Source organism: Martinezella sp. CNPSo 3795 (assembly GCF_057784475.1).
The window spans coordinates 102,983-128,386 of record NZ_JBXSOQ010000012.1; the positions used below are offsets into that span (position 1 = coordinate 102,983).

The 25,404-nt window shown below is 61.1% G+C and carries 23 protein-coding genes; 7 read left to right on the top strand and 16 right to left on the bottom strand.

Annotated elements, in window-relative coordinates; all coding sequences use genetic code 11:
* Positions 1 to 205 precede the first annotated feature (205 nt).
* Together rocF and AC13QY_RS26415 are read left to right on the top strand one after the other, a co-directional pair.
* Positions 206 to 1,141, top strand: a complete 936-nt coding sequence (rocF, locus tag AC13QY_RS26410; RefSeq protein ID WP_113354439.1) for an arginase — start codon at positions 206 to 208, stop codon at positions 1,139 to 1,141.
* 362 nt (positions 1,142 to 1,503) lie between these two features.
* Positions 1,504 to 1,980 (top strand): chemotaxis protein CheW, encoded by a 477-nt coding sequence (locus AC13QY_RS26415; RefSeq protein ID WP_095436032.1) that lies wholly within the window; start codon positions 1,504 to 1,506, stop codon positions 1,978 to 1,980.
* Between the two features lie 87 nt (positions 1,981 to 2,067).
* Here the strand turns inward: AC13QY_RS26415 and AC13QY_RS26420 are convergent, their stop codons facing one another.
* From AC13QY_RS26420 to AC13QY_RS26460, 9 genes are all read right to left on the bottom strand, one after another.
* Positions 2,068 to 3,729, bottom strand: coding sequence for an OFA family MFS transporter (locus tag AC13QY_RS26420; RefSeq protein ID WP_269244510.1), 1,662 nt, complete (start codon positions 3,727 to 3,729; stop codon positions 2,068 to 2,070).
* 103 nt (positions 3,730 to 3,832) lie between these two features.
* Positions 3,833 to 4,099 carry a formate dehydrogenase subunit delta gene (locus tag AC13QY_RS26425; protein WP_113333905.1) on the bottom strand — a complete coding sequence of 89 codons (267 nt, stop codon included), beginning with the start codon at positions 4,097 to 4,099 and terminating at the stop codon, positions 3,833 to 3,835.
* A complete protein-coding gene (gene fdhD, locus AC13QY_RS26430) occupies positions 4,089 to 4,916 on the bottom strand; it encodes a formate dehydrogenase accessory sulfurtransferase FdhD (protein WP_269244511.1) in 828 nt (275 codons plus the stop codon). The genes AC13QY_RS26425 and fdhD overlap by 11 nt, the downstream gene beginning before the upstream one ends.
* 229 nt (positions 4,917 to 5,145) lie before the next feature.
* The gene (gene fdhF, locus AC13QY_RS26435) at positions 5,146 to 8,025 is read right to left on the bottom strand and encodes a formate dehydrogenase subunit alpha (RefSeq protein ID WP_269244512.1); all 2,880 of its coding nucleotides are present in this window, start codon (positions 8,023 to 8,025) and stop codon (positions 5,146 to 5,148) included.
* 5 nt (positions 8,026 to 8,030) lie between these two features.
* Entirely contained in the window at positions 8,031 to 9,587 is a 1,557-nt protein-coding gene (locus tag AC13QY_RS26440) for a formate dehydrogenase beta subunit (protein WP_269244513.1), read from the bottom strand.
* Positions 9,584 to 10,063 carry a formate dehydrogenase subunit gamma gene (locus AC13QY_RS26445; protein WP_269244514.1) on the bottom strand — a complete coding sequence of 160 codons (480 nt, stop codon included), beginning with the start codon at positions 10,061 to 10,063 and terminating at the stop codon, positions 9,584 to 9,586. Before AC13QY_RS26445 ends, AC13QY_RS26440 begins: the two co-directional genes overlap by 4 nt.
* A gap of 160 nt (positions 10,064 to 10,223) precedes the next feature.
* Complete coding sequence (locus AC13QY_RS26450; protein ID WP_183809767.1) at positions 10,224 to 11,120, bottom strand: LysR family transcriptional regulator; 897 nt, start codon at positions 11,118 to 11,120, stop codon at positions 10,224 to 10,226.
* Between the two features lie 70 nt (positions 11,121 to 11,190).
* Positions 11,191 to 11,529, bottom strand: coding sequence for an ArsR/SmtB family transcription factor (locus tag AC13QY_RS26455; protein ID WP_113333660.1), 339 nt, complete (start codon positions 11,527 to 11,529; stop codon positions 11,191 to 11,193).
* A gap of 101 nt (positions 11,530 to 11,630) precedes the next feature.
* Positions 11,631 to 12,401, bottom strand: coding sequence for an SDR family NAD(P)-dependent oxidoreductase (locus AC13QY_RS26460; protein WP_269244515.1), 771 nt, complete (start codon positions 12,399 to 12,401; stop codon positions 11,631 to 11,633).
* Between the two features lie 97 nt (positions 12,402 to 12,498).
* Between AC13QY_RS26460 and AC13QY_RS26465 the strand changes: the two genes are divergently transcribed.
* Both AC13QY_RS26465 and glpD read left to right on the top strand, forming a co-directional pair.
* On the top strand, positions 12,499 to 13,272 hold the full coding sequence (locus AC13QY_RS26465) for a DeoR/GlpR family DNA-binding transcription regulator (RefSeq protein WP_269244516.1): 774 nt from the start codon (positions 12,499 to 12,501) through the stop codon (positions 13,270 to 13,272).
* A 114-nt stretch (positions 13,273 to 13,386) separates the two neighbouring features.
* Complete coding sequence (gene glpD / locus AC13QY_RS26470) at positions 13,387 to 14,898, top strand: glycerol-3-phosphate dehydrogenase (protein WP_488494231.1); 1,512 nt, start codon at positions 13,387 to 13,389, stop codon at positions 14,896 to 14,898.
* Positions 14,899 to 14,907: 9 nt separating this feature from the next.
* Here the strand turns inward: glpD and soxR are convergent, their stop codons facing one another.
* Positions 14,908 to 15,372, bottom strand: coding sequence for a redox-sensitive transcriptional activator SoxR (gene soxR, locus AC13QY_RS26475; protein ID WP_488494232.1), 465 nt, complete (start codon positions 15,370 to 15,372; stop codon positions 14,908 to 14,910).
* A gap of 73 nt (positions 15,373 to 15,445) precedes the next feature.
* Here soxR and AC13QY_RS26480 point away from each other — a divergent pair, with 73 nt between their 5' ends.
* Both AC13QY_RS26480 and AC13QY_RS26485 read left to right on the top strand, forming a co-directional pair.
* Positions 15,446 to 16,021, top strand: a complete 576-nt coding sequence (locus AC13QY_RS26480; protein WP_488494233.1) for an NADPH-dependent FMN reductase — start codon at positions 15,446 to 15,448, stop codon at positions 16,019 to 16,021.
* Between the two features lie 166 nt (positions 16,022 to 16,187).
* Entirely contained in the window at positions 16,188 to 17,399 is a 1,212-nt protein-coding gene (locus tag AC13QY_RS26485) for an acyltransferase family protein (RefSeq protein WP_488494234.1), read from the top strand.
* A 36-nt stretch (positions 17,400 to 17,435) separates the two neighbouring features.
* Here AC13QY_RS26485 and AC13QY_RS26490 read toward each other — a convergent pair whose 3' ends face one another.
* Genes AC13QY_RS26490 through AC13QY_RS26500 form a run of 3 tightly spaced genes read right to left on the bottom strand, consistent with a single transcriptional unit; the run spans position 17,436 to position 21,225 of the window.
* Positions 17,436 to 18,557, bottom strand: coding sequence for a mandelate racemase/muconate lactonizing enzyme family protein (locus AC13QY_RS26490; RefSeq protein WP_488494235.1), 1,122 nt, complete (start codon positions 18,555 to 18,557; stop codon positions 17,436 to 17,438).
* 21 nt (positions 18,558 to 18,578) lie between these two features.
* Entirely contained in the window at positions 18,579 to 20,078 is a 1,500-nt protein-coding gene (locus AC13QY_RS26495) for an aldehyde dehydrogenase (protein WP_488494236.1), read from the bottom strand.
* Between the two features lies 1 nt (position 20,079).
* On the bottom strand, positions 20,080 to 21,225 hold the full coding sequence (locus AC13QY_RS26500; protein WP_488494237.1) for an iron-containing alcohol dehydrogenase: 1,146 nt from the start codon (positions 21,223 to 21,225) through the stop codon (positions 20,080 to 20,082).
* A 116-nt stretch (positions 21,226 to 21,341) separates the two neighbouring features.
* Between AC13QY_RS26500 and AC13QY_RS26505 the strand changes: the two genes are divergently transcribed.
* Positions 21,342 to 22,241 (top strand): LysR substrate-binding domain-containing protein, encoded by a 900-nt coding sequence (locus tag AC13QY_RS26505; protein ID WP_269244525.1) that lies wholly within the window; start codon positions 21,342 to 21,344, stop codon positions 22,239 to 22,241.
* Positions 22,242 to 22,578: 337 nt separating this feature from the next.
* Here the strand turns inward: AC13QY_RS26505 and AC13QY_RS26510 are convergent, their stop codons facing one another.
* The 3 genes from AC13QY_RS26510 to AC13QY_RS26520 form a co-directional block, all read right to left on the bottom strand.
* Entirely contained in the window at positions 22,579 to 22,986 is a 408-nt protein-coding gene (locus AC13QY_RS26510; RefSeq protein ID WP_095436050.1) for a F0F1 ATP synthase subunit epsilon, read from the bottom strand.
* 77 nt (positions 22,987 to 23,063) lie between these two features.
* Positions 23,064 to 24,494, bottom strand: a complete 1,431-nt coding sequence (gene atpD, locus AC13QY_RS26515) for a F0F1 ATP synthase subunit beta (RefSeq protein WP_269244526.1) — start codon at positions 24,492 to 24,494, stop codon at positions 23,064 to 23,066.
* Positions 24,495 to 24,518: 24 nt separating this feature from the next.
* Positions 24,519 to 25,403: a F0F1 ATP synthase subunit gamma gene (locus tag AC13QY_RS26520; protein ID WP_015341388.1), complete on the bottom strand. Its 885-nt coding sequence runs from the start codon at positions 25,401 to 25,403 to the stop codon at positions 24,519 to 24,521.
* Position 25,404 lies beyond the last annotated feature (1 nt).

Consider the following 25,404-nt stretch of genomic DNA (forward strand, 5'->3'; position numbering starts at 1 on the left):
TGATCAATCTGTCGAAAGTCGGATGATTCTGGACAATTTTCTATCTTTTTGCTGTCATCCAGACAATTGATAATGCAAGGCAACCTGATTCAGGCCGATCAGCTCTTCACTGGCCGCGAACTGGTCTATCTCATTGTTTTCATGCCGTCCCGGCAAAGCCGCTGCTGGCTTTTCCGGAATCGCTCTAACTCTCGGAGCAATGCCGATGAATACGCAATCCACTCCCGTTACCCTGATCGGCGTTCCCCTGGAGGAAGGCTCCGGCCGCCGCGGCGCCGGCATGGGTCCGACGGCGCTCCGCATCGCAGGCATCGAAACCACCCTGACCGAACTTGGCCATCGCGTCACGGATAGCGGCGACCTGCATCCTGTTCCGGCAGCGGATCTTCCGGACCATCCCCACGCTCACAATCTGAAGATTGTCGGCGCCTTCACGCGTGCGCTGGAAGCGAAGGTCTATGATGTCGCATCGTCTGGCGGCTTCCCGCTGATCCTCGGCGGCGACCACAGTCTCTCCATGGGCAGCGTCTCCGGCATGGCCCGCCATGCGGCGGAGGTCGGCCGCCCGCTCTTCGTGCTCTGGCTCGACGCCCACTCCGATTTCAATTCGCCCGCCACCTCCCCCTCGGGCAATATTCACGGCATGCCCGTTGCATTCTTCTGCGGCGAAGCCGAGATCGAGGGTGTTCTGCCGGCCGGGCGGCCGCTGGTCGACCCGACGAAGGTCTTCCAGGTCGGCATCCGCTCCGTCGACCCGCGCGAGCGCGAGGAAATCCGCGAACACGGCGTCAACGTCTTCGACATGCGTTCCCTCGACGAGCAGGGTGTCGCCGCCATCATGCGCAAGGTGCTTGATACCGTCAGCGAAGCCAACGGCCTGCTGCATGTCAGCTTCGATGTCGATTTCCTCGATCCGGATATCGCGCCGGGCGTCGGAACCACCGTGCCGGGCGGCGCGACCTATCGCGAAGCGCATCTCATCATGGAGATGCTCTCCGACAGCAATCTCGTCTCGTCGCTCGATCTGGTCGAGCTCAACCCGTTCCTCGATGATCGCGGCAAGAGCGCCCGCGTGCTGGTGGAAATGGCCGCAAGCCTCTTTGGCCGGCGCATCTTCGATCGACCGACCCGGGCCGCCTGAGGCGCTGTCCGGCCGGCAAAGGAATCCGGTGATGGATTGCCGGCGGGCGAGCATTCCTATCTGGGGCCACCCTCGTCCTTCGACAGGCTCAGAATGAGGGTGGAGTAAGCCCTTCCTCGATATAGCTACGCTCTCAGCAGAGCGAGACGATCAGCCTTCATGGTGAGGTGGCGCGTGAGCGCCCTCGAACCACGGGGGCGGGTGGCTGCTCCCCCTTTACAACCTCCATACTTCCAGCATCTTGCTTTGCCAGCCAATACTGTCGAAACCGCTTGTATAGGTTTAGGTTTAAGCAATCTTCTTGCCCTATCGTGCCAATAACGCGCCGCATCGGCGTCACGGGTTCAATGGGAAGAACGTTCATGGCCACGATCAATTCCACCAGCTTCAGCGGCGATACTCTGGAGATCATTGCCTTCCGGCTGCATGATCAGGAATTCTGCGTCAAGACCACCACGATCCGCGAAATACGCGGCTGGGCACCCTCGACGCCGATCCCGCACGCGCCGGCCGATGTCATCGGCGTCATGAACCTGCGCGGTTCGGTCATCCCGATCATCGACCTTGCCTACAAGCTCGGCATGCAGAGCACGGTCGCCAACGAACGCAGCGCCATTGTCGTCGCCGAAGTGCATAACATGGTCATCGGCATGCTGGTCGACCGCGTCTCCGACATCCTGACGATCGCCTCCAGCCAGGTGCAACCGGTGCCGGAAGTGACCGCCTCCTTCGATCGCGCCTATTGCGAAGGCATCATCGCCACGGAGAATGGCATGATCTGCTTCCTGAACCTCGCCAAGATGTTCAAGGAAAACGAAACAGATGAACTTGCCGCATAACTTCGCCGCATAGTCCTTTTTAAAAAACCGCCGCTCTCTCGCGGCGGTTTTCTCGCAATTCGGCTTTGTCGTCTTCAAAATGCTTGGTTAGCCGAACAATGCGTAGGTGCTCTTGATCGTCACCCATACACCCCAGAGGAGCGGAATGCCGACGAGTGCCCAGGCGATCAGTGCCTTGCCGTCGAAACCACCCGTGCCGATGCCGAAGGAGCCGGTGGGGCCTGCATTGGCGGCAGCGGTCTTTGCCTGCAGCGCCGCCACCTCCTCGTCCGACATGAACCATTTGTCCGAGAGCGGCTTGACCAGCGAATTGGCGATCAAGCCCAGAGCCAGCATGCCCGCAAGAATATACATGGTGAAGGTGTAGAGCTGCGCACCTTCGACGCCTGCTGCCTTCTGTGCCTCGCGGATATAGTTGACGACGACAGGCCCGATGATCCCGGCCGTCGCCCATGCCGTCAGCAGCCGGCCATGGATCGCACCTACGAACTGCGTGCCGAAGATATCGGCAAGATAGGCGGGAACGGTAGCGAAGCCGCCGCCATACATCGACAGGATGATGCAAAGCGCACCGACGAACAGCACTTTGCTATGGATACCGGCCGCCCAGGGAGCCAGGACATAGAGCGCAATGCCGATGACGAAGAAGCAATAATAGGTGTTCTTGCGGCCGATCTTGTCGGAGAGCGACGCCCAGAAGAAGCGCCCACCGATGTTGAAGAGCGACAGCAGACCGGCAAAGCCGGCGGCTATGGCAGCGACGGTGGCGATCTGATCCTTGCTGAGATCGGCGAATTTCACATCCGGCAGGCCGATGAGGGCTCCGCCGAAAATCTCCTGCAGCATGGGCGAGGCCATGCCGATGACGCCGATGCCGGCCGAGACGTTGAGGCACAATACTGCCCAGATCAGCCAGAACTGCGGGGTTTTGTGGGCATCGCGGAGATGCACATGCTTTGTGGTAATCATCGAGCTCTTGGCCGCGGGTGCCGTCCAGCCCTCAGGACGCCAGCCGGCCGGCGGCAGGCGATAGCCGAAGGCGCCTCCCATCATGAAGACGAAATAGATGGCCGCCATGACGATGAAAGTCTGCCAGACGCCCACCGATCCATCCGTGCGAAAGTGGTTCATCAGCAGGCTCGCAAGCGGCGCCCCGATCATCGCGCCGCCGCCGAAACCCATGATCGCCATGCCCGTCGCCATGCCGCGCCGATCCGGAAACCATTTGATCAGCGTTGACACGGGTGAAATATAGCCGAGACCAAGCCCGATACCGCCGATGACGCCGGCGCCGATCCACATGATCCAGAGCTGATGGAAGATGACGCCAATCGCGGCAATCAGGATACCGCCGCACCAGCAGCAGGCAGCGACTACGCCGGCCTTGCGCGGCCCGGCCCGTTCCAGCCAGCCGCCCCAGATGGCAGCGGAGGAGCCGAGCAGCACGAAGAACAGCGTATAGATCCAACCGAGATCGCTGACGCGCCAGTCGCAGCTCGTCGTGAACAGGGCGGTCAGAAGATTGAGGCTGGCGCATTCTGCAGGAGCTGGAGCCGGAGTACCGAGCGCCTTGGAGAGCGGCAGCCAGAACACGCTGAAGCCATAGGCCATGCCGATGCAGAGATGGATCGCCAATGCCGCCGGCGGCACCAGCCACCGGTTGAAGCCCGGCTTGGCAATGATGCGCTCACGATCGAGCAGACCCGCCGTTGCCGTCCCTCGGGAAATATTCGTATCCGCAGCCGTCATGAACAACTCCTCCTTGCTTCAAAGACCGGCACCCTTCCTCAAAGGAATCGCATTCGACGATAGAGCCTCCACTCTCCATCCCAATGCGCCATCTGTGCTAGTATTAAGCCGACTTAATTTCCTCGGCCGGCGCCGGCCTGTGGATCAGCGAGGCCGCCTCCAGGACCAAAGGGTTCAGCCCACTGTCGCCATGATCGATGATCGCGAACAGCTGTCTCCGCATGCGCGGCTCCCAGAATTTGTTGATATGCGTAGCCACACCCTGCACCGCCTCACCCGCCGGCTGTGTCTTGAAGAAGGTGGCGATCTGGTTCGCCATATAGATGAGCTTGGTCTCGGTCTTGCCATGCGGCGTTTCGTCAGGCGACATCGGCGATGCTCCCCGTGATGATGCGATGCGGGTGGGTGAAAATCTCGAAATCGTCGCCGCGCACCAGCGCCACCAGCGTCATGCCGGCCTCCTCGGCCGTACGGATCGCAAGCGCCGTCGGCGCGGAAATCGCTACAAGGACGGAACTGCCTAATATCGCTGCCTTCTGCACCATCTCGACGGAAAGGCGACTGGTGACGGCGACCACGCCATCCGCGCCCTTATGACCGGACCGAATGACCGCGCCGCATAGCTTGTCGAGCGCATTGTGCCGGCCGACATCCTCGCGCACGGCAAGCAGACCCTCGGACGGAATATAGAAGCCCGCGCCATGCACGGCATGCGTCTCGCGATGCAGCGGCTGGGCATCATTGAGGAGAGCGATGGCGCGAACGATATCCCTCTGCGTCAGCTTCAAAGCAACTTTCGAGACATCCGGCACCTTGCGAACTGCCTGTTCGATCGATTCGATGCCGCAAAGGCCGCAGCCGACGGGGCCCGCCATATGGCGGCGGCGCAGCCGCAGGGCATCCGCGGCATCATCGACGAGCGTGATCTGCACGTCGATCCCCTGCTCGTCCTCAATCGGCTCGATCGCAGCAATCTCACTCATATCGGTGATGATGCCCTCGGTGAGGCTGAAGCCGACAGCGAAATCCTCGATATCGGCGGGCGTACCCATCATGACCGCGTGCGAGGTGCCGCCATAGGAAAAAGCGATCGGTACTTCCTCGGGGACAATTCGGGAGCCGGACCGCACCAACCCGTTGCGGCGGGCGGTCTCGGGGACGAGGGTGGTGGGCGTGAATTTGGTCATTGTGGGGTGGGGCGGAAAGTACCCCCCTCTGTCGCTATCGCGACATCTCCCCCACAAGGGGGGAGATCGTTGGGAGTTTGACGCTCTTTATCCGTTAAACAATAAGCTGCAACCTCTACAGATACAGCATAAGCTTGTGCCGAGAGCATCCCGCGAGCTACCAATCTCCCCCCTTGTGGGGGAGATGTCACGAAGTGACAGAGGGGGGTATTCCGCCGCATCCTCAAACTCACTCCGCAGCCTCCATCTTCCCAACGATGCGTCGGGACTGCCGGGCCTGTTCATCATACTCGACCTGCCACTGCGATGGACCATTCGAGGGCGAGACCTGCACGGCCGTCACCTTGTATTCCGGGCAGTTCGTCGCCCAGTCGGAATAATCCGTGGTAATGACGTTCGCCTGCGTGTCCGGATGATGGAACGTCGTATAGACGACACCGGGCGCGACGCGGTCGGTAATCAACGCCCTGAGCGTCGTGTCGCCGGATCGGCTGCTGAGCCGCACCCAATCGCCCTCGCGGATGCCGCGCTGCTCGGCGTCGTGCGGATGGATCTCCAGGCGGTCCTCCGCGTGCCAGACGACATTCTCCGTGCGCCGCGTCTGGGCACCGACATTGTACTGGCTGAGGATACGCCCGGTCGTCAGTAGCAGCGGGAAGCGCGGGCCGGTGCGCTCGTCGGTCGGGACATATTCCGTGCGGATGAACTTGCCCTTGCCGCGCACGAAGCCATCGACATGCATGATCGGCGAGCCGAGCGGCGTCTTCTCGTTGCAGGGCCACTGCACCGAGCCCATCTTTTCCAGATAGTCGTAGGAGACGAGCGCGAAGCTCGGCGTCGTCGCGGCGATCTCGTCCATGATTTCGGACGGATGCGTATAGTTCCAGCCGAGACCCATGGCCTGCGCCATCTTCTGTGTCACTTCCCAATCGGCATAGCCGTTGCGCGGGGTCATGACCTTGCGCACGCGGTTGATGCGGCGCTCGGCATTGGTGAAGGTGCCGTCCTTTTCCAGGAAGGTCGAACCGGGCAGGAAGACGTGGGCGTAGTTGGCGGTCTCGTTCAGGAAGAGGTCGTGGACGACGACGCATTCCATCGCAGCAAGGCCGGCCGCAACATGCTTGGTGTCCGGATCGGACTGGAGAATGTCCTCACCCTGGATGTAGATGCCCTTGAACGTGCCTTCGACGGCGGCATCCAGCATGTTTGGAATGCGGAGGCCCGGCTCGTTGTTGAGCTTCACACCCCAGAGCTTTTCGAAGATATCGCGGGTCGCATCGTCGGAGATATGACGATAGCCCGGCAGCTCGTGCGGGAAGGAGCCCATGTCGCAGGAGCCCTGCACGTTGTTCTGTCCGCGCAGCGGGTTCACGCCGACGCCCGGACGGCCGATATTGCCCGTCACCATGGCGAGATTGGCGATCGCCATGACGGTGGTCGAGCCCTGGCTGTGCTCGGTAACACCGAGACCGTAATAGATCGCGCCGTTGCCGCCCTTGGCAAACAGACGAGCGGCGCCGCGTACGAGTTCCGGAGAAACGCCGGTGTATTTTTCCGTTTCCTCCGGGCTGTGCTGCGGCTCGGAAACGAAGGCTGCCCAGTCCTCGAATTCGGACCAGTCGCAGCGCTCACGGATGAATTTCTCGTCGAACAGGCCTTCGGTGACGATCACATGTGCCAGTGCCGTCAGAATGGCGACATTAGTGCCTGGCTTCAGCGGCAGATGATAGCTGGCTTCGACATGCGGCGTGCGCACCAGATCGATGCGGCGCGGATCGATGACGATGAGCTTGGCGCCCTGGCGCAGCCGCTTCTTCAGGCGCGAACCGAAGACCGGATGGCCATCCGTCGGGTTGGCGCCGATGACGATGACGACATCGGAATGCTCGACGCTGTCAAAATTCTGCGTGCCGGCGGAGGTGCCGAAAGCCTGGCCGAGGCCGTAACCTGTGGGAGAATGGCAGACGCGGGCGCAGGTATCGACATTGTTGTTGCCGAAGCCTGCGCGCACCAGCTTCTGCACCAGATAGGTTTCCTCATTGGTGCAGCGCGAGGAGGTAATGCCGCCGATGGAATCGCGGCCATACTGATATTGCAGCCGCTTGAACTCGGTGGCGATATGGGCAAACGCCTCGTCCCAGGTCACTTCACGCCAGGGATCGGTCACCTTCTCGCGGATCATCGGATTGAGGATGCGGTCCTTGTGGGTCGAATAGCCATAGGCGAAGCGGCCCTTGACACAGGAATGGCCGCGATTGGCCTGGCCGTCTTTCCACGGCACCATGCGCACCAGCTCCTCGCCGCGCATCTCCGCCTTGAAGGAACAGCCGACGCCGCAATAGGCGCAGGTGGTGACGACCGAATGCTCCGGCTGGCCGATCGAGATGACCGATTTTTCGGTCAGTGTCGCGGTCGGGCAGGCCTGCACACAGGCGCCGCAGGAAACGCATTCCGAATCGATGAAACTCTCATGCATGCCGGGCGAGACGCGCGAGCCGAAGCCGCGGCCCTCGATGGTGAGTGCGAAGGTGCCCTGCACTTCCTCGCAGGCGCGCACGCAGCGCGAGCAGACGATGCACTTCGAAGGATCATAAGTGAAATAGGGGTTCGACTCGTCCTTCGGCATCCATTTCAGATTGATGTCGCCGTTGTTGCGCGCCTTGACGTGGTTGTCGCCCTCATAGCCGTAGCGCACATCGCGCAGGCCGACGGCGCCGGCCATATCCTGCAATTCGCAATCGCCGTTGGCGGCGCAAGTCAGACAGTCGAGCGGGTGGTCGGAGATATAGAGCTCCATCACGCCGCGGCGGATGTCCTTCAGCCGGCCGGTCTGCGTGTGAACGACGAGGCCGGGTGCCACAGGCGTCGTGCACGAGGCCGGCGTGCCGTTGCGGCCTTCGATCTCGACGAGACAGAGGCGGCAGGAGCCGAAGGCATCGACCATATCGGTGGCGCAGAGCTTCGGCACCTGAATGCCTGCTTCCATCGAGGCGCGCATGATCGACGTACCCTCGGGCACCGTGATCTGGCGACCGTCGATGGTGAGCGTCACCATGGTTTCGGATGTGGAGGCCGGCGTGCCGTAATCGATTTCTGGAACGAGGGACATGGGTCTTACTCCGCCGCTTCAATCAAGGGAGCCGGAGAAAAATCCTCCGGAAAATGGGTCATCGCGCTCATGACGGGATAGGGCGTGAAGCCGCCGAGCGCGCAGAGCGAACCGAACTTCATGGTGTTGCAGAGATCGGCAAGCAGCACCCGGTTTTTCTCCGGCTCGATCCCTCGCGCGATCTTGTCGGCCGTCTCGACGCCGCGCGTCGAGCCGATGCGGCAGGGCGTGCACTTGCCGCAGCTTTCGACCGCGCAGAATTCCATGGCGAACCGCGCCTGCTTCAGCATGTCGGCGGTATCGTCGAAGACGACGATGCCGGCGTGGCCGATGAGACCGTCCTTGGCCGCGAACGCTTCATAGTCGAACGGCGTGCCGAACAGCGCGCGCGGGAAATAGGCGCCCAGCGGCCCACCCACCTGCACGGCCTTGACCGGTCGCCCCGTCGCCGTGCCGCCGCCGATCCGGTCGACGATGTCGCCGAGCGAAAGACCGAAGGCCGTTTCATAGAGGCCACCATGTTTGACGTTGCCGGCGATCTGCAGCGGGATCGTGCCGCGCGACCGGCCCATGCCGAAATCGCGATAGAAGGCAGCACCCTTGTCCATGATGACGGGGACCGAGGCGAGCGAGATCACGTTATTGATGACGGTGGGACAGTTGAACAGGCCCTTATGCGCCGGCAGCGGCGGTTTGGCACGCACGATGCCGCGCTTGCCCTCGAGGCTGTTCAAGAGCGCCGTTTCCTCGCCGCAGACATAGGCGCCGGCGCCGGTGCGGATTTCCATGTCGAAGGTTTTGCCTGAGCCGAGCACGGATGCGCCGAGAATACCGGCCTTGCGCGCGATTTCGACAGCTTCCGTCATCGCGGCGATCGCATGCGGATATTCCGAACGCGTATAGACGAAGCCCTTGGTCGCGCCCGTCGCGAGGCCTGCAATCGCCATGCCCTCGATCAGCACGAAGGGGTCGCCTTCCATGATCATCCGGTCGGCGAAGGTACCGCTATCGCCCTCGTCCGCGTTGCAGACGATATATTTGCGTGTCCCCGGCGCATCGAGCACCGTCTTCCACTTGATGCCGGTCGGGAAACCCGCGCCACCGCGGCCGCGAAGGCCGGAATCGGTCACTTCCTTGACGATATCGCCAGCAGCCATGCCGATGGCGCGGCGCAGACCTTTCAGGCCGCCGTGCGCTTCGTAATCCTGCAGCGAAAGCGGGTCGGTGATGCCGCAGCGGGCAAAAGTCAGGCGGGTCTGTTCCTTGAGGAATGGGAGGCTTTCGACCTCCCCAAGACAGAGCGGATGCTCGCCGCCTTCGGCGAGCCCGGCATCGAATAGTGCGGGAACATCCTTGGCCTTCACCGGTCCATAGCCGATGCGCTTGCCGTCGATCTCGACTTCGACCAGAGGTTCGAGCCAGAACATGCCGCGCGAGCCGTTGCGTACGATGCGCGCATCGAGCCCGCGTTTGGCAATCTCCTGCGTGACGGCTTGCGCCACCTTTTCCGCACCCAGCGAAAGGGCGGCGGCATCGCGAGGGACATAGATGGTGAGTGTCATCGGCGCGCCTCCTTTACGAGGTCTTCGGCGCTTTCGTCGTCGAGCCGGCCATGCAGCTCGCCGTCGAGCATCGCAGCCGGAGCGCAGGTGCAAAGCCCAAGACAATAGACCGGCTCCAGCGTGACACTGCCATCGAGCGTGGTCTGATGGAAATCGATACCCAGGAGACGCTTGATACGCTCCGCCAGCGCATCGCCGCCCATCGACTGACAGGCTTCGGCGCGACAGAGCTTCAGAACATGGCGGCCGGCCGGATGATCGCGATAGTCATGATAGAAGGTCATGACGCCGTGCACTTCGGCGCGGGAAAGGTTCAGTGCCTTGGCGATCAGCGGCAACGCGTCCTGCGGCACATAACCGAATTCTTCCTGGATCCCATGCAGGATCGGCAAAAGCGGCCCCTCCATCGATTTCATGCTATCGATGATGGTGCCGGCCCGGGTTGCGATATCGCCCGCAGCCTGATTCAAACTCATTAGCAGCCTCCCGCGCATAGCTCCGAAGATCGAAGGCGAATCTTCGGAAAAGGCCTATGCGGCATTTCCTCCTGGCGCGCGATCGACACGCCATGCCGTTAAGGTCGCAGGGAGACGGCTAGGGATCAATAAGGCAGTCTCGTTGCTCGATAGAAAATTTCTATCGATTCTCGTCCTCTTCCGCGAGCAATCTTGCCTCGTGCAACAAGGCAGAGACGAGGGGCGTGAAGGGTTCACGATGTGTGGCGACCAGGCCGACAAGATGCTCGGCGTCAGGCTCCGTGATTGGGATCTTATGAATATCCGCCGGAAAACCGAAGGAATCAGCGATATTCTTCGGCATGATGCTCGCCCAGCGCCCGGTCTGCACATGCGAAAACAGCACGATCATCGAATTGGATTCCAGCGTCGGTTTGGCCGTTGCGCCTGCCTCGGCAAGATGCCGATTGATAATGCGGCGATTCTGCATGTCGGCAGTCAATAGACAAAGCCGAAGATCGCCGACTTCCTTCCAGGTGACGGTCTTGCGCTCGGAAAACGGGCTGCCCGCCGCGGTAATCAGGTGATAGCGCTCAGCATAGAGCGGCACGCTGGTGACACGGCCGAGCGGCTCGTTTTCCAGATAGGTAATGCCGGCATCGATCTCGAGATTTTCCAGCAGGCTCAGAACCTGCAGCGAATTGCGCGATAAAATGGAGAAGGTGACGTCAGGGTGTCTTTCCTGGAAAGGCGTGGTGATTTTCTGCACCATGGCGAGCGCTGTCGGAATGGCGGCGATCCGGATATGGCCGGCAAGACCCTTGCGCGCCGCGCGCATCTCCTCGCGCATAGTGCGGCTATCGCCGACGATGCGGCGCGCCCATTCCAGCACGCGCTGCCCCTCAGGCGTCAGACCCTGAAAGCGTGAACCGCGGCTGACGAGCATTACGCCGAGCTGATCTTCCAATTGCCGGATTGCCGCCGATAAGGTCGGCTGCGTCACACCGCATTCCTCGGCAGCACGTCCGAAATGCTTCTGATTCGCCAATGCTATGAAGAATTCCAGCTTGTCGATCATCCCGCTCTCCCGCGACGAAAGAGTTAGACCGACAGCATGGCGAGCGCAACATACAAAGCGGCCTCAGGGATCAGCGATCGGTCTGACAGAACGCCTTCTGCAGCGACTCAACGACGGCACAGATTTCCGACCGCGCGACGGCATAATGAATGAGTCGCCCTTCGCGGCGCGTATCGACCAGCTTGTCCAGGCGAAGACGCGCCAAATGCTGCGACACGACGGCCTGCGGAAGATCAAGAAGAGCCTCGAGCTCCATCACCGTTTTCTCGTGCTTGGCAAGCGTGAAGAGAATTGCCAGGCGCGTCTCGTGCGATAGTGCTTTCAGCAGGGCGCTCGCCTTTCGCGCCCTGTCAGTCATTTCCTCAACATCACGTTCCGCTGCACCGCCCTGCGGTAGAGACGACGACATATGACAGCCTCTAGTAAGAAATCCCCAGAGGTATGCTTATAATATTATCAAATCAGAAGCTGATTCAAAAAGACACGGAAAACCAAAAAAGGTCCGTTTTATCAGCAGATAAGCTGTCCGCCGTTGATCTCAATTACCTGCCCGGTGACGTAGCCGGAAAGCAGGGGCGCTGCGAGAAAGAGATAGGCGGGCGCGCAATCTTCGGGCGTTCCCAGGCGCTGAAGTGGGATCGATTTGCGCGTCTGCTCCAGCTTCTCTCTCGAGGAATAGCGCTCATGAAAATCGGTTGATATCGTGCCGGGAGAGACGCAATTGACCCGGATGCCATCCGGTGCCAGTTCGCGCGCCAGTGCTTTCGAGTAGGTTGCGACAAAGGCTTTCGAGGCGGAATAGATCGCCGATCCCGGGCTGCCGCCGGTCAGCGCCGAAATCGAAACCGTATTGACGATCGCCGCCTGCCCGGCTGCCCGCAGCAGCGGCAACAGTCCTCTCGTCACCTCCATCACGGAAGTCTGATTGAGATGAACGATCTGCTCGTATTGTTCGTCCGTAAGCTCGCCGGCTGGGAATCGCCCGACCATGGTGCCGGCATTGTTGACAAGCACGTCGATGCGGTCGAAACGCTCGCCGGCAGCGCTAACGAAATCGCGCGTACCATTGCGGGCGGCGAAATCGCCGGCAATGAGAAAGGCGCGGCGCTCGGCTTCCGCTTCCATCAGAAAATCAGGCAAATCGCGACTGCCATCGCGGCCAACATGAACAAGGACATGGGCGCCGCAATCGAGAAACTGGCGCGCGACCTCCAGCCCGATGCCACGACCGGCGCCGGTGACCACGACGTTGCGATTTTCGAATAGCTTCGGATGAAACACGATGACCTCCCCAACCGCACTATTCGCGCGCCGGTAATTGCGGAATTTTCACTTTATCATATGATGACGAAAAAACGAAAGAAAGGGAGCGAAAACCATGTTCCTATCCGGACGTCAGACCGAGATCCTCGAAATCGCCAAGGCAGAAGGGCGAGTACTGGTGGAAGAGCTGGCGCTGCGCTTCTCGGTCACGCCGCAAACCATTCGCAAGGACCTGAACGACCTCTGCGACGGCCGCGTGCTATCGCGCGTGCATGGCGGCGCGATCTTCCCCGGCGGAACCGAGAACGTAAAATATGAGGCAAGACGTTCCATCGCCGCACCCGAAAAACAGGCGATCGGCCGCGCCGCAGCAAGCCTGATCCCCAACAACAGCTCGCTTTTCATTAATATCGGCACGACGACGGAAGCTGTCGGCGAGGCACTCCTTGGCCATCACGAACTGATGGTTATTACCAATAATATCAACGTTGCCAATAAGTTGCGTATTTTCCCCTCTATCGAAGTCGTCATTTCCGGCGGTGTCGTGCGCGGCTCGGATGGCGGCATCGTCGGCGAGGCGGCCGTCGATTTCATCAAGCAGTTCAAGGTGGATTACGCTGTCATCGGTGCCTCGGCGATCGATCCCGACGGCGCGCTTCTGGATTTCGATTTTCGCGAAGTGAAAGTCGCGCAGGCCATCATCGCCAATGCGCGGCACGTCATTCTCGTCGCCGACAGCACCAAGTTCGAACGAACCGCTCCGGTTCGCATCGGCCATCTATCGCAGGTTCATACCTTCGTAACGGACGAATGCAGCATCGAATCCGTGCGCTCCATCGCCGCGGAACATGACGTGCATCTTGTTGAAACCTCTCGCAGACCAGCTTGATCGGCGCGCTTTCCGTCAAGAAACGTTCGTTTGACATTCGTATCTGTTTCGCTTTAGATGGATTAGTTTCGATTTTCCATCTTCAGGGGATGGCTGACCTTTGCGGAGGGGCGGGTGAGCGAGCAGGTCTACGATATTTTCGTTATCGGCGGCGGCATCAATGGCTGCGGCATTGCCCGCGATGCCGTTGGGCGCGGCTATAAGGTCGCGCTCGCCGAGATGAACGACTTCGCCTCCGGCACGTCGTCGGGCGCCACGAAGCTCATCCATGGCGGGTTGCGCTATCTCGAACATTACGAATTCCGTCTCGTGCGCGAATCGCTGATGGAGCGCGAAGTGCTCTGGGCGATGGCGCCGCACATCATCTGGCCGATGCGCTTCGTCCTGCCCTATCACAAGGGGGGCATCCGCCCGGCCTGGCTGATCCGCCTCGGCCTTTTCCTCTACGATCACCTCGGCGGACGAAAGCTGCTGCCACCGACCGCGACGCTGGACATGAAGAAGGATCCGGCGGGCAAGCCGCTGAAGGCGCTTTTCACCAAGGCGTTCGAATATTCCGACGGCTGGGTCGACGATGCCCGCATGGTGGTGTTGAACGCACGCGATGCGGCGGACCGCGGCGCAACGATCATGCCACGGACGAAAGTGATCTCCGCCCGCCGCGAAGATGCGGTTTGGGCGATCGAAACGGAGAATACGATCAGCGGCGAGAAGCGCCAGTTTCGTTCGCGCATGCTGGTCAATGCGGCGGGTCCTTGGGTCGATCAGGTGCTCGCCGGTGCCTTCGGCAAGAACCAGGTGCACAATGTCCGTCTCGTCCAGGGCAGCCATATCGTCGTGCGCAAGAAGTTCGATGATCCCCGCGCCTACTTCTTCCAGAACCCGGACAACCGCATCATCTTCGCCATCCCTTACGAGCAGGACTTCACGCTGATCGGCACCACAGATCGCGACTACAAGGACGATCCGAAGGATGTGAAGATCACAGCAGAGGAGACGACCTATCTCTGCAATGCCGCCAGCGAATATTTCAAGGAGCCGGTAAAGCCCGAGGATATCGTCTGGACTTACTCGGCCGTGCGCCCGCTCTATGACGATGGCGCATCGAAGGCGCAGGAAGCCACGCGCGATTACGTGCTGAAGGTCGAAGGCGAAGAAGGCCAGGCACCGCTGCTCAATGTCTTCGGCGGCAAGCTCACCACTTATCGCCGCCTCGGCGAACATGCGCTGGAGAAGATCGGCGAGGCCATCGGCCTGAAGGGTACGCCCTGGACTGCCGGCAGTTCGCTGCCCGGCGGCGACTTTCCGGTTCGCGGCTATGAGGTCGAAGTCACCAAGCTGAAGTCCCGCTATCCCTTCATTGCCGATCCGCATGCGCGCCGCCTTGTCCGTCGCTATGGCACGCGCGCCGCCATGATCCTTGGCAACGCAAAGACGGTCGCCGATCTCGGCCGCTGTTTCGGAAGCGATCTCTACGAGGCGGAAGTGCGCTACCTGATGGAACAGGAATGGGCGTATAACGCCGCAGACATCCTGTGGCGGCGCTCCAAGAAGGGTCTTTATCTTTCGAAGGAAGAAGCCGCAGCTCTCGACAGCTATATGGCAGAGAGCCACGTCCACGCCTGAATCGCCAATTCACTCTCCGGGATCGAGCAGCCGCGGGCCTGCGCCTTCTTCGGAAAGCACATCCCACGGATTGCGCAAGGGACAGCTACCGAGCGAAAGGCAGCCGCAACCGATGCAGCTGTCCAGCTGATCGCGAAGTCCCTGCAGACGCTTGATGCGAGCGTCGAGATCGTCCTTCCAACGCTCCGAAAGCGCCTTCCAGTCGGACGCGGTCGGCGTGCGCCCCTGCGGCAGCGATTGAAGAGCCGCCTGAACCTCGGCAAGCGGAATACCGACGCGTTGGGCCGCCTTGATGATGGAGACTCGCCGCAGCACTTCGCGCGGATAGCGCCGTTGGTTGCCGCGGCTGCGATGGCTCTCGATCAAGCCTTTCGCCTCATAGAAATGCAGCGCCGATACGGCCACGCCGCTGCGCGCCGCCACCTCGCCAACCGTCAGCAGCTTCGGAAATTGAGCCGGATCGATTTTTCCCATTTTCGCTATTGACCTCAACTTTACTTGAGGTTTTATAACCCTGGCTCCGAACCGCGTAAAGCAGGAGCAAGACATGACAGAAAGAACCCGGCTGGCGATCATCTACGGCAGCACGCGTCCGGGCCGGCTGTGCGACCGGGTGGTCAACTGGGTTGCCCGCGAATTGGCACACTATCCACTCATCGACATCGACCTGATCGATCCTCTCGAATTCGATCTGCCTTTCGCGCACAATCGCGAGCATCCCGGCGTCGCCGCCCTATCGGAGCGGCTTTCGGACGCTGATGCCTTCGTCGTGGTCACGCCGGAATACAATCACAGCTTCACGGCCTCGCTGAAATTCGTCCTCGATCTCATCTACGAGCCCTGGCACGGCAAGCCCGTCGCCTTCGTTTCCTATGGCGGCATCTCCGGCGGCCTGCGCGCGGTCGAACAGTTGCGGCTCGTCTTTGCCGAACTCCATACCGTCACCGTGCGCGATACGGTCAGCTTCGCCAATCCGTGGGGCAGATTTGCCGAGGATGGCACATTGGAAAACCCGCTCGATGCCAGAAAATCGCTCGTTCTCATGATTGCGCGGCTGACTTGGTGGAGCAACGCCCTGAAACCGGCGCGCGCCACGCGCCCCTATCGCTCCGCTGCCGCCTGATCCTTATCCCAGTAATCCGATCTCTCGTTTCTGGCAGGTGCGGGAGATCGGTCCGACGCCCGGCCCCGGCACCACGGGTCTGGGCGTCCTGCCTTCAAGGATCACGCTTGCCGAAACCGCCGCAATGACCTAACCCAATAGAAGGAGATCTCGGGCGGATACGCGAATGGAGAACGCCAAGCGGCTGGGAGGAGCGGATTTCGTGCGCGCTGTCGCATGTCTGATGGTGCTTGTTCACCATCTCGTGCTCCGAATGAATTTCTACAAGATCCCCCCGAATCTGGACACGACCTTCATAATCGCGCGCTTCGGCAATCACGGCGTCTCGGTCTTCTTCGTCCTCAGCGGTTTCCTTCTTGCACGTCCCTTCTGGCTGGCACTGGATAGAGCTCAACCCCTACCTTCGCTGAAGATCTATGCCATGCGCCGCGCCGCACGCATCCTGCCGGGTTTCTGGTTTGCCCTGACGTTCGGCTTCGTGATCAGCTTCACCATCTACGGCTTTCCGCTCGATGCAGAACTGGTCGGCCGCTATATCGCCGGTTTCTTCCTGATGAGCCAATGGCACTGGCGCACCTTTTTCCCGGTGCAAGGCGATGGGCCGCTATGGTCGATCCCCTTTGAGACGACCTGCTATGTTCTCATGCCGATCGGCTTCCTGCTGTTGTTTCATCCGAAACTGAGAACGCGTTCCATTCTTGTCAGCCGTGCGCTCTGGATCGGCATTATCGCAATATCTCTGGTCGGCCATTGGCTCGTGGTCACCTATCTTCCAACCGACAATGTCGGGCAAGGATGGCAATATGGCTTCCAGGGCGGCGCCAAGGAATGGATGCCGCGCTACAACCCGATCGGCTTTTTTGCGATATTCGCGATCGGCGCGCTCGCCGCCGGCATTCAGACACTCCTCCCAGCCCGACGTTCGGCGATCTATGACATCATCGGCGCTCTCGCGATCGTCTTGGGCGCGTGGCAGCTGCCGCAGTCGATCGGCGGTGCAGCGGAGGGCTATGCCTGGCTCGGCATTCCCTATCAATTCCCGCTGCTTCCCCTGGCGGTCGCGATTGCGCTTTGCACGCTTCCCCAATCGCTGCTGCTGGCAAAGCTGCTCGACAATCCCGTGAGCCGTTATGTCGCCACCGTCTCCTTCGGCGTCTACATCTGGCAGGATATCGTGTTGACCTTGATGCCGCAGCTCTTTCCCTCATCCTTCGGCGCAGGCTCGGACGATGTGCTGGGCGGCTGGATCGTCTCAAGCCTGATCGCAATCGCCATCATCTTCGCCATCGGCACGCTGAGCTATGTCCTGCTCGAACGCCCCGTCATTCAGTGGGCACGGACACGGGAGAACACGGTGACCCACCCCGTGGCCGCATGACGGACGCTAAGGAAAACGGCATAAACCGAATAGGCCCTAGATACGCGTCGCCTTCAGCCGCTCCTCATCGAGAACGATGCCGAGGCCTGGTGCGACGCCGAGATCCAGCCAGCCGGCCTCGTGCTTGAGCGGCGAGGCCATTGGATAGTCGCGGCGGGCTTCGCTCCATTCCGGATTATCATAGGGATATTCGAGCCAGGCTGCATCGCCGACACCGGCGGTCAGATGCGCATTGGCGAGAACGCCGATACCATTCGTCCAGGAATGCGGCGTGAACTGCACGCCCGCCTCGCGCGCCTGATAGACCAGCCGCCGGCAGCCGGTGATACCACCAACGAGCGCGACATCGGGCTGCACGACATCGAAGGCACGCTCCTCGATGATATCGCGGAACTCGTAGAGCTCGCGCGTCATCTCGCCACCGGCGATCCGAACCGACGTCGCCTCCTTCAGTTCCTTCATACCCTTGCGGTCGGAGCGGTGAAGCGGCTCTTCCATCCAGTAAACACCAAGCCGCTCCAGCTCCTTCGCTACAGCAAGCGCATCCTTGAAGGTCCATGGCAGAGTCGTATCCCAGGGCATGCGCCAACCCTGATTGCAGTCGACCATCAGCTCCAGCCGGTCGCCGACGCGGGCGCGAATCGCTTCCAGCGCCTTGACGTCCTCGCGCCAGCCGCCGCGACCGCCCGAGGACGAGGAGAAGCGCACCTTCATGGCCGGGAAGCCCTCGTCGATATAACGCTCGGCCTGATCGGCCATGGCAGAGGGCTCGCGCAGCACACCGGATGAAGCGTAGAGCCGCACGCGGCTGGCGCGGCCACCGAGCATCCGCCAGACCGGCTCGCCGGTGATCTTGCCGGAGAGGTCCCATAGCGCCAGATCCATTGGCCAGCAGCGGCCATAATGGAAATTGATGTGCGATAGGACTTCATAATGCCGTTCGACATGCCGGGGATCCTGCCCGATGAACAGATCCTCATGCCCCTCGAAACCCTTCATCAGGTCGCCGGAGCCGATGCCTTCGCGACCCTCATCATCCCTGACGCGCACAATGGTCGCATCGAAATGCCGGCGCGGACGGCCATCCCAGCTCGCCTTGAACGCCGGATCGAGCGGCAGGCGGTGATGGGTGATCTCGATGGAAACGATCTTGCTCATGGTCATGCCTCCCCGCAAACCTCAACCGAACTGCTGCCAGATCGTCTTGTAATCGCAATATTTGTCGATCGCATGCACCGAACGGTCCCGGCCGAAACCGGACTGCTTGAAGCCGCCGAACGGCGTCGCGAAATTCGACATGTCATAGGTGTTGATCCACACCGTACCCGCATGGATCTCTTCGGAAAAGCGGTGGGCACGATCCATGTCCTTGGTGAAGACGGCGCCGGCAAGCCCATAGATCGTGTCATTGGCGATCTTCAGCGCCTCCTCCTCTGTATCGAAGGGGATGGCGGCGAGCACGGGGCCGAAGATTTCCTGCCGCGCCAGGCTCATGTCGTTGGTCATGTCGACGAAGACGCCCGGCGAGACATAATAACCGCCGGTCTCGCTCAGGACACGCTCGGCGCCGAAGGCACGCCGCGCCCCCTCCTTCTCGCCGGCCGCGATCATCGCCAGCACCTTGTTCATATGCTCTTCCTCGATCAGCGCACCAATCTGTGCCGAAGGATCGAGCGGATGCTTGAGCGAGATGTCCGAGCGGGTGACAGCCTCGATCTTCGCGATCAACTTGTCCTGCACCGAGCGCTGCACGATCAGACGGGTCGAGGCATGGCAGGTCTCGCCGGAATTATAGAAGCAGCCCCAGGCAGCGGCGACGGCAGCCGCATCGAGATCGGCATCTTCGAAGACGACCAGCGGTGACTTGCCGCCAAGCTCCAGCGCCACGCGTTTGACGTTCGATTGCGCCGCATAACCCATAATCAGCTTGCCGACTTCGGTGGAGCCGGTAAAGGCGATCATGTCGACATCCATGTGCAGCGCCAGTGGCTTGCCGGTCTCTTCGCCATAGCCCGTGACCACATTGAAGACGCCAGCCGGCAGGCCGGCTTCGATCGCGAGTTCGGCAAGGCGGATCGCCGAAAGCGAGGATTGCTCGGCTGGCTTCAGCACGACGGAATTGCCGGCAGCGATCGCCGGCCCCAGCTTCCAGGCATCAATGATCATCGGATAGTTCCAGGGCGTGATCGCCCCGATGACGCCGAGCGGCACCTTGCGCACCAAAGCCCGCGCATTCGGGCCGGTTGGCGCAATCTCGTCATACATCTTGTCGATCATTTCGCCGTAGAACTGGATGCCGTCGGCGCAGAGCCGCACATCGACACCAAGCGACGCCATGACCGGCTTGCCGACATCGATCGTCTCGAGCATGGCGAGTTCATCGCCATGGGCGCGGATGAGCTCCGCCCATTTCAGCATGATCTTCTTCTTTTCGAGCGGCTCCTTTTTGCGCCAGACGCCGCTTTCGAAGGCAGCGCGGGCTGAGGCAACGGCAGCATCGACGTCAGCGGCATTGCCGCGCGCCAGCTCGGCACCGGGCTTACCATCCATCGGCCGGATGCGGGTGAAAGTTTCGCCTGAAGCGGCGGCACGATGTGAGCCATTGATGAAATGACGACCTTCTGGCTTGAGGTCGGACAGAACGCTCTCCCAATAGTCGCGCGTGTAATTCTTGGTCATCTCAAATTCCTTTCGGCAGCGCCATGACGGCGGCGGCAAAGCGGTCGATATCGGCATCCGTCACGTCACGGATCGTCGAGCGCCGCATGGGCTGGTTTTCGGTTGCGCGCATCTCGCGGGCGAGATCGGTTTCGTCAAACGGCTTGAACGCAGCCGGCAGCGCGCGCACAATGCCGCAGCGGTCCATCCAGTCCGAGACGAAAGCGGGCAGATCGGCGGCGCTCTCGAGGCCGCAAGCCTTGGCTGCGGCGTTCAGATCTGCGGTATCGGCTTCGACGAGCCATGGCAGCGTCACTTCGAAGCCGAGCGCCGTCGCAAGCCCGTGATGGACAGGGCCGAGGCCCGCCAGCGCATGGCTGATATTGTGGGCGATCGCCGTGCCGCAATTGTCGATGGCAATGCCGGCAAAGCAAGAACCGAGTAGCACATCGCCGCGCGCGGCCATATCGTCGGGCTGCTTGACGGCCGTCTCCAGCGCACCGGCCAGCAGCCGCAGCGCCTGATGCGCGTAGAATTGCGCGCCGAGATGCGTGTTGCAGTTCGTGGCTGCTTCAAAAGCATGGATAAAGGCATCGAGGCCGCACCATGCCGTGAGGCTGGCGGGCAGGGTCTTTGTCAGTGCCGGATCGAGGATGACGAGATCGGCCTTCGTCTCCGGACCCCAGATCCAGAGCTTCTTGCCCTCCGGCCCGGCAAAGATATTCGTCGCCGATGTTTCCGAACCTGTCCCCGCAGTGGTCGGGATCATGATCTTCTTCAGCGGATTTTTCGGCAGCGGATTGGCGGCCAGCGCGTAGTGCATGGGATCCTCGCCGGAGGCGATGCAGCAGGCAACGATCTTGCCGATATCGAGCGCCGAGCCGCCGCCGATGCCGATCACCATGTCGGCGCCCTGCCCTGCAGCGATCGCCGCATGCAGATGCGCAAGCTTCGGCTCACCAGCAAAATCTGAAAAGACCTGCGTTCTCACGCCCGCTTCGGCAAGCTCGGCGCTGACCTTGGCAGCAAGGCCCGACTGCGCCAAGAAGGCATCGATCACCAGGAGAATGGTGCTGACGCCATCGAAGGATTTGACCGCAGCGGGAAGGCCGGAGAGCGCACCCTCGCCGAAATGAATGTCTGGGATGGCGGAAATGGAAAAGGACACGCAGGATCACCTTGGAGAAGCGGCTGATTTGATGTCATAATCCTGCATCACAATCTCAGATCTTCAAATCCAGGCAATTATCGGGAATATTGATGATATGAAGTTATGGAGAGCCGATGCTAGAAAAAATCCCGCTTGAGGCCTTCCGCGTGTTCGATGCGGCCGCACGCGCCATGAACTTCTCCCGCGCCGGCCGCGAGCTCAACATCACCCAAGCCGCCGTCAGCCGCCGCATCAAGGGTCTAGAAGATCATCTCGGCGCGACGCTCTTTACTCGGCGCGGCCGAAATCTGGCGCTGACACCGGACGGCGAGCGGCTATTCCAGCGCGTCCGCGCCACGCTGGAATATCTGGAAGAAAGCCTGGAGCCCTTTCGCACAGGAACTGGCGAAATCATCTCGATCGCGGCTAGCGGCTCGATCTCCCATCTCTGGCTCGGGCAGCGGCTGCGGGATTTCGGCAAGGAGAGCCCCGGCATCTCAGTCCGCCTGCTGACGACGGATGTGCACTCCGAACTCGCCTCGGAGAACAACGATCTCATCATCATCTATTCCACCGGCGAACACCCGCGCTGGAGCCTGACGCCGCTCTTGAAGGAAGTGCTGGTGCCGGTCGCCTCACCGGATTACCTGGCGGCCCGCGGTCTCGACCCGCAGGCACTGACGGCGGTCGACATTGCCGGGCTCGATCTCATCGACTACGAACGCGCCAATGCCCATTGGATCAGTTTCCGTCAATGGTTCGGCCGCGTCGGTGACCCCTTGAAGGGCAAGCTGCCGCGACCGCGCCTGTCCTTCTCGACCTACATCATGGCGGTGGAAGCAGCACTCAGGGGCGAAGGTATCGCGCTCGGCAGCCTCGGCCTCATCGAGGAATATCTACAAGCAGGCACCCTCGTCACCGTCGGCAACGACCGTGTCGAGAGCGGCTTTGGGTATTATCTCGGCGCACCGCGCTTCCGTTCGTTGTCTCCCGAGGCGGCGCAGCTGCACCGGTTCCTGCTGGAAGGGCAGTAGGTCTGATGCGGCTTCGGGGGAATCGCCTCAATGCCTTCGCGTCGAGAGATGACAGATGCGGTCGCTCACCATCCGTTCTCTTGGTTCGAGGCTGCAGCCCCATTCGACAAGCTCATGGGGGCTTTCGCACCTCACCATGAGGACTGATCTTGCGTGGCTCTCCACGGGGCTCTGGCGTGGCTCACTGCGTGCTTGCTCCACCTCATGGTGAGGTGCAGCGCCGTTAAGCGGAGCGAAAACGGTGTTGCCTCGAACCACGAGGTGGCCTCTGGGCCTTCCAACAAAAAAGCGGCCCACAGGGACCGCTTTCATCTCACTCATCGATGTTCGGACCACATCAATCCTGCGGGATCGAGCCGCGCAGATGCGAGAGTTCCATGATGAAGTGCTCCAGGCGCGACTTGTGCTCATGATGCTCGGCATCTTCAAGCTCGGCCTTGGCGGCATTGATGCGGCGGTCCAGCTCGTCGCGGCTCATGTCTTCGACCGGAACGGCGGATTCGGCGAGCAGCGTGCAGCCGGTCGGCAGAATGTCGGCGAAGCCGCCGAAAACCACGTAGTCCTGCTTCTTGCCCGAAGCCGAATGCACCTTGACGACACCAGGCTTGATCGTGGTCATGGTCGGCGCATGGTTCGCCATGACGGTCATCTCGCCTTCGCTGGCGGGGATGACGACATCGATGACCTGTTCCGACAGCAGCAGACGCTCCGGAGAAACCAGTTCGAAATTGAAATTGTCAGCCATGGCCCGTCACTTCTCGATTGTCTTATTCGCAAGGCAAGGGCGCGCGGACAATGCCGCGCGCCGATGGATTGGCCTGATTAGGCGGCCAGCTTCTTGGCCTTTTCGATCGCTTCGTCGATCGAGCCGACCATGTAGAAGGCAGCTTCCGGCAGGTGGTCGTATTCGCCATTGACCAGGCCCTTGAAGCCCTTGATCGTGTCTTCGAGAGCGACGAGCTTGCCCGGCGAACCGGTGAAGACTTCGGCGACGAAGAACGGCTGCGACAGGAAGCGCTCGATCTTGCGGGCGCGGGCAACAGCCAGCTTGTCGTCTTCGGACAGCTCGTCCATGCCCAGGATGGCGATGATGTCCTGCAGGGCCTTGTAGCGCTGCAGCGTCGACTGAACCTTACGGGCAACCTCGTAGTGCTCTTCGCCGACGACCATCGGGTCGAGCATGCGCGAGGTGGAGTCGAGCGGGTCGACGGCCGGGTAGATGCCCTTTTCAGCGATCGAGCGCGACAGAACGGTCGTTGCGTCCAGGTGGGCGAACGAGGTTGCCGGTGCCGGGTCGGTCAAGTCGTCGGCCGGAACGTAAATGGCCTGAACCGAGGTGATCGAGCCCGTCGTCGTCGTCGTGATGCGTTCCTGCATCTGGCCCATGTCGGTTGCGAGCGTCGGCTGATAGCCCACGGCCGAAGGAATACGGCCGAGCAGAGCCGACACTTCCGAACCTGCCTGGGTGAAGCGGAAGATGTTGTCGACGAAGAACAGAACGTCCTGACCTTCATCGCGGAAGTTTTCAGCAACAGTCAGACCGGTCAGAGCGACGCGAGCGCGGGCGCCCGGCGGTTCGTTCATCTGGCCGTAAACGAGCGCGGCCTTGGAGCCTTCGCCGCCACCGTGCTTGTTGACGCCCGATTCGATCATTTCGTGGTAAAGGTCGTTGCCTTCGCGGGTACGCTCACCCACGCCTGCAAACACCGAGTAACCACCGTGCGCCTTGGCGACGTTGTTGATCAGTTCCATGATGAGAACGGTCTTGCCAACGCCGGCGCCGCCGAACAGGCCGATCTTGCCGCCCTTTGCATAAGGGGCGAGCAGGTCGACGACCTTGATGCCGGTGACGAGGATCTGCGCTTCCGTGGACTGCTCAACGTAGGACGGAGCATCCTGGTGGATGGCGCGCTTCTTGGAGGTGTTCAGCGGACCTGCTTCGTCGACCGGCTCGCCGATGACGTTCATGATACGGCCCAGCGTCTCGTGTCCGACCGGAACCGAAATTGGTGCGCCCGTGTCCTTGACCGGCTGACCGCGAACCAGACCTTCGGTCGAGTCCATGGCAATGGTGCGGACGGAATTTTCGCCGAGGTGCTGTGCGACTTCGAGAACCAGACGATTGCCGTTATTGTCGGTTTCAAGCGCGTTCAGGATCGCCGGGAGCTCGCCGTCGAAAGCAACGTCCACAACGGCGCCGATAACCTGAGTAACCTTACCGACAGAACCTGCGGGGGTAGCTGCGTCAGCCATATTCTTACCCTCTTTTCCCTAACCTCAGAGCGCTTCCGCGCCCGAAATGATTTCAATCAATTCCTTGGTGATCTGTGCCTGGCGCTGACGGTTATAGTTCAGCGTCAGCTTGTTGATCATCTCACCAGCGTTGCGCGTCGCATTGTCCATCGCGCTCATCTTGGCGCCCATCTCGCCGGCGACGTTTTCGAGCAACGCGCGGAAGATCTGGACGGAGATGTTGCGCGGGATCAGGTCCGCGAGGATCGAAGCCGCATCCGGCTCGTATTCGTAGACGGCGCCCTTGTGGGCTGCATCTTCTTCGACGACGGCGGGAGCCGAAGCCGGAATGAGCTGCTGTGCCGTCGGGATCTGGCTGATCACCGACTTGAATTCGGAATAGAACAGCGTGCAGACATCGAATTCGCCGGCTTCGAACATCTCGATGATGCGCTTGCCGATGGCGTCGGCATTGTCGAAACCGATGCGCTTGACGTCGCGCAATTCCTTGCGCTCGACGATCAGCGATGCGTATTCGCGGCGAAGGACGTCATAACCCTTCTTGCCGACGGTGAAGATCTTTACCGTCTTGCCTTCCGCCAGAAGCTTGCGGGCATGGTCACGGGCAAAACGCGAAATCTGCGAATTGAAACCGCCGCACAGACCGCGCTCGGCCGTGCAGACGACGAGCAGATGCACATCGCTCTTGCCGGTTCCGGTCATCAGCAGCGGCGCGCCGTCAGCATCGCTGACGGCAGCCGAGATGTTGGCCAGAACAGCGGCCATGCGCTGCGAATAAGGCCGGGCGGCCTCGGCCGCCTCCTGCGCACGCCGAAGCTTCGCCGCGGCGACCATTTTCATCGCCTTGGTGATCTTCTGCGTCGCCTTGACGGAGGCGATCCGGTTTTTCAGATCCTTGAGTGAAGGCATC